General features: G+C 71.2%; 5 protein-coding genes and 1 pseudogene. 4 read left to right on the top strand and 2 right to left on the bottom strand.

Translation table 11 applies throughout. From position 1 onward, the window contains the following. Window positions 1-245: 245 nt before the first annotated feature. Window positions 246-1,358 (top strand): threonine synthase, encoded by a 1,113-nt coding sequence (locus tag AOK01_RS37950; protein WP_055519863.1) that lies wholly within the window; start codon window positions 246-248, stop codon window positions 1,356-1,358. Between the two features lie 123 nt (window positions 1,359-1,481). Here AOK01_RS37950 and AOK01_RS37945 read toward each other — a convergent pair whose 3' ends face one another. Then, complete coding sequence (locus tag AOK01_RS37945) at window positions 1,482-3,710, bottom strand: DEAD/DEAH box helicase (protein ID WP_055519861.1); 2,229 nt, start codon at window positions 3,708-3,710, stop codon at window positions 1,482-1,484. Window positions 3,711-3,921: 211 nt separating this feature from the next. On the opposite strand from AOK01_RS37945, the gene AOK01_RS37940 reads away from it, so the two are divergent. The 3 genes from AOK01_RS37940 to AOK01_RS37930 are packed head-to-tail and all read left to right on the top strand — an operon-like array spanning window position 3,922 to window position 6,559. Beyond that, entirely contained in the window at window positions 3,922-4,758 is an 837-nt protein-coding gene (locus AOK01_RS37940; RefSeq protein ID WP_055519859.1) for a CPBP family intramembrane glutamic endopeptidase, read from the top strand. Then, window positions 4,755-5,903 (top strand): sensor histidine kinase, encoded by a 1,149-nt coding sequence (locus AOK01_RS37935; RefSeq protein ID WP_055519857.1) that lies wholly within the window; start codon window positions 4,755-4,757, stop codon window positions 5,901-5,903. The genes AOK01_RS37940 and AOK01_RS37935 overlap by 4 nt, the downstream gene beginning before the upstream one ends. After that, on the top strand, window positions 5,900-6,559 hold the full coding sequence (locus tag AOK01_RS37930) for a response regulator (protein WP_055519855.1): 660 nt from the start codon (window positions 5,900-5,902) through the stop codon (window positions 6,557-6,559). The genes AOK01_RS37935 and AOK01_RS37930 overlap by 4 nt, the downstream gene beginning before the upstream one ends. Window positions 6,560-6,614: 55 nt before the next feature. Here AOK01_RS37930 and AOK01_RS37925 read toward each other — a convergent pair. Next, window positions 6,615-6,878: pseudogene (locus AOK01_RS37925) on the bottom strand (CPBP family intramembrane glutamate endopeptidase); the annotation flags it as partial.

The raw sequence follows: 6,878 nt of genomic DNA, 5'->3' as shown, positions 1-6,878 counted from the left end.
CTCCTCAATCGGTGGTGCGCTGGTGGGGGGGTGGTGAGGGGTGTGGTGAGGGGTGGTCCGGATGGGACACGCAGACACACAAGAGGCAGGTTCATGCCAACCCGTTCGGCGAGCCGAACCGTGCACTCAGCCGAAAGATTGGGGCCTCCACAGGAATTGCACAAGAGGCCGCGCACGCACGCAACGCGGTTGCCATACGCCCGTCATGACAGCCCGTCACCGAACGGCGCGTCTAACCTGCGGAGATGACTCCCTTGCCGGATTGTTTCTGCCCGGTGGACGGCACGCGCGTCCCCACGGACTCGCTCGCGTGGTGCTGCCCGGTCTGCCGCGGCCCGCTCGACCTGGACTTCGCGCCCACCCCGGCGACCCTCAAGTCCCTTACGGGCAGGGTGAACTCACTCTGGCGGTACACGGAGTGCCTGCCGCTCTCGGCCCCCTCGGTGTCACTGGGCGAAGGGCGCACTCCGCTGGTCTCCCTGACGGAGAAGGTCTCGGCCAAACTGGACTTCCTCATGCCGACGCTCTCCTTCAAGGACCGCGGGGCCGTGATGCTCGCCGAGCTGGCTCTGCGGCTGCGGCCCCGGCGGGTCGTCGCGGACAGCAGCGGCAACGCGGGCACGGCCGTCGCCGCGTACTGCGCCCGGGCCCGGCTGTCGTGCACGGTGTACGTCCCCGAGGGCACGTCCGCCAAGAAGCTGGAGCAGATCGGGGCGCACGGGGCCCGCCTGGAAGTGGTCCCGGGCGACCGGGAGGCGGCGGCGCGGGCGGCCCGGGAGGCGGCGGACGAGGAGGGCACGTTCTACGCCTCGCACGTCTTCAACCCGTACTTCCTGCACGGCACGAAGACGTACGTCCACGAGGTGTGGGAGGAGCTGGGCGGGCGGCTCCCGGAGGTGCTCGTCGTGCCCGTCGGGAACGGCACGCTGCTGCTCGGCGCGGCACTCGCCGTCGCCGAACTGCACGCGGCGGGCCTGATCGACCGCAGACCCGCGCTGCACGCGGTCCAGTCCGCCGCCGTCGCCCCGCTGGCCCACGCCTGGCAGGAGGGCGCGGACGACCTGGTCGGAGTCACGCCCGCGGCCCCCACGTCCGCCGAGGGCATCGCGATCCCCCACCCGCCGAGGGCACGCCAGATCCTGCGAGCGGTACGGGAGTCCGGCGGCACCTTCCTCACCGTGACGGAGGACCAGCTCCGCCATGCCCAGACCGATCTGGCATCACAGGGCCTGTACGTGGAGTCGACAGGCGTGGCGTGCTGGGCGGCAACACGAGAGGGCCCACTGGCAACGCGCACGGCTGTGATCCCCCTGTGCGGCGCGGGCCTGAAATCAGGCTTGCCGACAACGCCGTTTTAGGAACGCGATCCTTCAGGGGCGCGGGGAACGGCGCAATCTTTTGGTCTTTTAGGGGCGCGGGGAACTGCGCGACCAGCCACGTCCAACCCGCACCCGAAGAACACCCGCCACTCCCCGCCACCCTCACGCCCCCCTCGACGCACCACCCGCGAGGGACAACCGCCGCTGTTCCTCCTCCACAACCCGCCGCGCAACCGCCCCGTCCGACACATCCACCGCATCCGGCGTCGCCTCGGCGACATCACTACGCCGGGCGTACACGTCGAAGAGCCGCTCCTTGCTCTCCAGAATCCGCAGCAGCCGATCGTCCACACTGTCCGCCGCGAGCAGCCGGTGCACCTGGACCGACCGGACCTGCCCCATCCGGTGGGCGCGGGCGACAGCCTGATGCTCCAGCGTCGGCTTGACCTGCGGCTCGCACAGGATCACCACGGACGCGGCCTGGAGATTGAGCCCGACCCCACCGGCCTCGATCTGGCAGAGCAGCACCGCGTGCCCCGCCGCGTCCGTGAACTCGTCGACGAGCTGCTGCCGCCGAACAGCCGGCACACCTCCCGCCAAGGGGCCCAACACGCCACCACCATCGCCATCACCCAGTGCCTGCTGGACGGTGGCGAGCACGTCACGGAAGTAAGAAAAGACAACGACCTTCAGGTCGTTCGCAGCGGCCTCCGTGACAAGCTCACGCAGCCGCTGGAGCTTCGCCGACTTCTCGGCGTGCGCGTACGCGGCCCTGCGCATCGCCATGAAGTTCCCGGCGGCGACCGCCTCCCGGTAGGCGTCCTGGTCGGCCGCGCTGAACTCCTCCCACTCGTCGACCTGGACCAGCGCGGGCAGTTCGGTGAGCACGTCCTGCTGGTTGCGCCGCAGGTAGGCGGGGGCGACGGACCTGCGGAAGGTGTGCGGGCCCGCGACGACGTCGCTGCCCTGGATCCTGGGCACCAGGTCGGGCTGGAGGTAGCGGACGAGCGCCCGGAACTCCTCGACACGGTTCTCCATCGGCGTACCGGTGAGGAACAGGACCCGCTCGCAGCGGTTCGTCCAGCGCGCGACGGCGCGGGAGCGGCGGGCGTCGGGGTTCTTGACGTAGTGGGCCTCGTCGACGACGAGCGCGGCGGGCGCCTCCAACGGGTTCTGCTCGGCCTTCTTCGGGTCCGGCAGGCTGTGGAGCACGTCGAAGGTGGTGACCGCGACACCACCGCGCTCGCGCCACTCGGCGTACGCGTCCAGCCGCTCGGGGCCGTGCACGGGCACCGCGCGCAGGGTGCTGCGGGAGCCGATCTCCCGCGTCCAGTTGATCAGTACGCTCGCCGGGCACACCACCAGGAAGTGGCGGTGCCCGCCTGCGGCGAGGTGCGCGAGGACCGCGATGGCCTGGATGGTCTTGCCGAGCCCCATCTCGTCACCGAGGACGACCCGGCGCTGGGCGAGCGCGAACCGCGCCCCGAAGTCCTGGTAGCCGCGCAACGAGACCCGGCGGTGGGTGTCGTCGAGCCCCTGCGCGTGCACCCGGTCGGCGACCTCGGCCGGCAGAAAGCCCTCGGCCGCCTCGACGTCGGGCGCACTGCCGGCGATCTCGGCGAGCTGGCTGTAGTACTCCGCGGACCGCAGTTCGAAGTCCACCCACGCCTCGGCGTCGGACGCGGACTCCCGCAGCAGGTCGGTGGAGGCCTGCGTGAACAGCATCGGTACGCCCTTGGAGACGGCGTCGGCCACCAGTGAGCGCAGCTCGCCCACCGCCGCGAGCGCGCTCTCGCGCCCGGCCCTGCCCAGGAGGGCCATCCGCAGGCGCCCGCCGGCCGGCCGCGCCGCCGGCACGAGCGCCGCGAGCCGCCGCTCCATCCCCCGGGCGGCATCGACGGCCCGGCGCAGGTCGGGCCCGGCCTCGACGATCCGCCGCAATGCGATGACGAGGTCGGTGGTCCGCGGCTCCGGATGATCGACGTCGATCCGCACGGACACGGTCTCCTCAAGCGCCCGCGCGATCTGCCGAGCGGCGGCGAGCGCCTGGTCGGCGGTCTGCGCGCCGACTCCCGGTATCTGCCGCAGCTCGTGACGGCTCGCCTCGAACACAGGCCGTACGCTGCCGAATCCGGCGCCCTCCAGGGCTCCGAGCCGCAGCCGTCCCTCGGTGACGTCCTTCAGCCGGGAGACGGGAATGCCCTCCAGCTCCTGGGCGACCAGCTCGGCGAGAAGCGGCGCGAGGGCGGCCCGCACCTGGTCGACCGCCCGGACATGATCGGCAAGCACGTCCCGCACGAGACCGGCCAACCGCTCGCCCCGTGCGACGACTTCCCGAGCCCTGCGCCCCACCGCCACGGGACGACCGCTCGCTCCCTCGCCCTCCACCATGTCGCCCCTCTTACCCCGCACATCCCGATCGAGCGGTCATCCTTCCACGGGGCACCGACAGCGCCGGGTCGGCCGAGCCCTCCACCAGGCCTGTCCCCCGTCCGAGCTACGTGCAGGTGTCCACCGAGCGGTGACGATTCCCGGGGCTCGAATCCATAGCTTTCTTCTTAGCCCGCGGCGCTCCCGTCGCGGATCTGACGTGGGGGTTTTCATGAGGTTCGTTTGGCAGCTTCTGGCGGTCGCGGCGGTCGCCATGGTCGGTGGTCAGGCGACCATGGCGGCGGACGGCAAGCCGTGGATCCAGCTTGCCATCGCCATCCCGTCCGTGGTCCTCTCGGTGCTCGTCTACCGGTGGGTGGTGGCGCGGACCGAGCGCCGCCCCGTCACCGAGCTGGACAGGGAAGGAGCCCCGGCCGCGATCGGCCGCGGATTGCTGATCGGCGCCGCGCTGTTCTCGGCCGTCATCGCGAACCTCTTCACCGCCGGGCACTACGACGTCGACGGCGTGGGGTCGGTGTCGGGCGCGGTGGGTCTTTTCGGCTTCATGGCCGCCGCCGCGGTGACGGAGGAACTGCTGTTCCGCGGCATCCTGTTCCGTTTCGCCGAGCGGTTCATCGGCACCTGGATCGCGCTGGTGCTGACCGGTCTGCTGTTCGGTCTTTCGCACCTGTCCAACCCGAACGCCAGCCTGTGGGGCGCCATCGCCATCGCCATCGAGGCCGGCGGCATGCTCACCGCCGCGTACGTCGCCACCCGCAGGCTGTGGGTACCGATCGGACTGCACTTCGGCTGGAACTTCGCCGCGTCCGGCATCTTCAGCACCGAGGTCTCGGGCAACGACACCCCCCAGGGACTGCTGAACTCCGCGATGTCGGGCCCGAAGGCGCTCACCGGCGGCGACTTCGGCCCGGAGGGAAGCGTGTACTCGGTGCTGTTCTGCGTCATCGCGACGATCGTGTTCATGTCGCTGGCCCACCGGCGCGGCCACGTGCTGCCCCTCCGCGGGCGCGCCGGGCGCGCCGACACCACCGCTACACTCCCCCGATGAGCATGTACCGGCGGGCCACGCAGTGGTGGCACCGGTCCGACGTCACGGTCCGGGATCTGCCGCTCGGGTTGTTCTTCTTCGTCGCCTCGTTCCCGACGACGTCCCACGGGACGAAGATCGGCGGCCTGCCGGACCGTCCCTTCGACGCCCTGGCCGTCGTGGCGATCGCCCTCGAATGCCTCCCCCTCGCCGTACGCCGGCGGTTGCCGGTCGTCTGTGTCGCCCTGGTGGCGATCGGCTTCGCCATCGACCAGTTCCGCGGCTACCACACGATGGCGGGCACCGCCCTGCCGATCGCGCTGATGAGCCTGGGGGCCCATCTGGAGTGGCACAGGCGTGCCGTCGTGCTCTGCCTCTCCTTGGCGTACGTGCCGCTGGCGGTCGGGTTCTCCCGGCTCGGCTCGGGCGAACCGACGAGCGAGCTCGTGACGTTCTATGTGGCGCTCGCCTTCGCCTGGGGTGTCGGGGCGTGGCTGCGCTCCACCCGGGTCGCGGACGCCGAACGCCGCAGCCGTATCGCCACGGACACCCGCGTCGCCGAACGCACCCGCATCGCCAGCGAGCTCCACGACGTCGTGACCCATCATGTGACGGCGATGGTCGTGCAGGCAGAGTCGGCGCGTTATCTCACCGCCTCACCCGAACGCCTCGACCAGACCCTGACCGCCGTCACCGACACCGGCCGGCGGGCCATCACCGACCTGCGGCACCTGCTCGACCTGCTCAACCCCGACCACGGCACCGATGACAGGACACCGCCCGTGGGCAGGCTGCTCACGCTCGTCGAGCAGACGCGCCAGGCCGGGCAGCCGGTGGAGTTCACCGAGGAGGGCACGCCCGCGGAGTCGACCGGCAGCGCCGAACTCGTCGCCTACCGGGTCGTACAGGAAGCCCTGACGAACGCCCTCAAATACGCGCACGGCAGCCGCACCTCGGTCCTGGTGCGGCACGCCACAAGGGAGATCACCGTGGAGGTCAGTACGGACGGGTCCGGCTCGCGGGCCGGGTCCCCGGGCGGGAGCGGGCGGGGTCTCGCCGGGCTCCGCGAACGGGTCGACGTCCTGGGCGGCGACTTCAGCGCGGATCCGCAGGCGGCCGGCGGCTTCGTCGTACGGGCGCGCATACCCGCGGGGAGCTCGTCGTGACCGTACCGATCCGGGTCCTGGTCTGTGACGACCAGCTGCTGATCCGCAGCGCGCTGGTGACCATCATCGACGCCCAGCCCGACATGGAGGTGGCGGGCGAGTGCGGAGACGGACGGGCCGCGGTCGACCTCGCCGCCCAGGTGCGTCCGGACGTCGTGGTGATGGACATCCGCATGCCGGTGCTCGACGGCATCGGGGCGACCCGCCTGCTGGCCGGCGCCGGCGTGCCGAACCCCGTCAAGGTGCTCGTGGTGACCACGTTCAACCTGGACGAGTACGTCTACGAGGCGCTGCGCGCGGGGGCGAGCGGCTTCCTGCTCAAGGACGCGCCGCCGGCCCAACTGCTGCACGGGATACGGACCGTGGGCATGGGCGCGGCGCTGCTGGACCCCGACGTGACACGTCAGCTCGTGGGCAAGTACGCCGCCCGTATCCGCCCCACCGACAGCACCCCGCGGGACGTCCCGCTGACCCCGCGAGAGCTGGAGGTCCTTCGCCTCATCGCGAACGGCCTCTCCAACAGCGAGATCGCCGCGGCCCTCGTGATCAGCCCGGAGACCGTCAAGACCTTCGTCTCCCGCATCCTCGCGAAACTCAACCTCCGCGACCGCGTCCAAGCAGTCGTCTACGCCTACCGCCAGGGCCTGGTGACCTGACCGACGGCAGACCCCACAGGGCCGGAGCCCTGTGGGGTATCTGTCTGCCCTGTGGTCAGGACGACGCCGTCGTCCCCGTCGACCGGAGCTGGTGGCGGGTGTGGAGACGGCCCCGGCGCTTGGCCGTCCGCAGGAACATGACCGTGGGAACGACGCAGACCAGGATGGCGAAGATGCTGGCCTCCGGGCCGAAGCTGCCTCCGGTGATCGCCTCGGGGCCCGACAGCACACCGTGCAGCAGGCCGTCGGGCAGGTCCTCGTTGCCGGAGACCGTGACGCCGAAGATGCCGCTCAGGGCGAAGTTCCAGCCGAAGTGCAG

This window comes from Streptomyces aurantiacus (assembly GCF_001418335.1).
In the GTDB taxonomy this organism is placed as follows: domain Bacteria; phylum Actinomycetota; class Actinomycetes; order Streptomycetales; family Streptomycetaceae; genus Streptomyces; species Streptomyces aurantiacus.
The sequence above is the reverse complement of the archived record's forward strand: the minus strand, read 5'-3'. Positions and strand labels throughout refer to the sequence as shown.

Bases quoted from the DNA above. Each gene is read 5' to 3' on its own strand.
- AOK01_RS37950 (WP_055519863.1), top strand. From the start codon at position 246: ATGACTCCCTTGCCGGATTGTTTCTGCCCGGTGGACGGCACGCGCGTC.
- AOK01_RS37940 (WP_055519859.1), top strand. From the start codon at position 3,922: ATGAGGTTCGTTTGGCAGCTTCTGGCGGTCGCGGCGGTCGCCATGGTC.
- AOK01_RS37935 (WP_055519857.1), top strand. From the start codon at position 4,755: ATGAGCATGTACCGGCGGGCCACGCAGTGGTGGCACCGGTCCGACGTC.
- AOK01_RS37945 (WP_055519861.1), bottom strand. From the start codon at position 3,710: ATGGTGGAGGGCGAGGGAGCGAGCGGTCGTCCCGTGGCGGTGGGGCGC.